The following is a 223-nucleotide window of genomic DNA, read 5'->3' as shown; positions in this document are numbered from 1 at the left end:
TCCCCGAAAGCTATTTAGGTAGCGCCTCGTGAACTCATCTTCGGGGGTAGAGCACTGTTTCGGCTAGGGGGCCATCCCGGCTTACCAACCCGATGCAAACTGCGAATACCGGAGAATGTTATCACGGGAGACACACGGCGGGTGCTAACGTCCGTCGTGAAGAGGGAAACAACCCAGACCGCCAGCTAAGGTCCCAAAGTCATGGTTAAGTGGGAAACGATGT

General features: G+C 55.2%; 1 rRNA gene. It reads left to right on the top strand.

The annotated features are described in order from the left end of the window. Nucleotides 1–223 (top strand): 23S ribosomal RNA (locus WFP70_RS26900); the annotation flags it as partial.

This window comes from Pantoea sp. USMM079 (assembly GCF_037153115.1).
Classification (GTDB): Bacteria; Pseudomonadota; Gammaproteobacteria; order Enterobacterales; family Enterobacteriaceae; genus Pantoea; species Pantoea communis.
The sequence above is the reverse complement of the archived record's forward strand: the minus strand, read 5'-3'. Positions and strand labels throughout refer to the sequence as shown.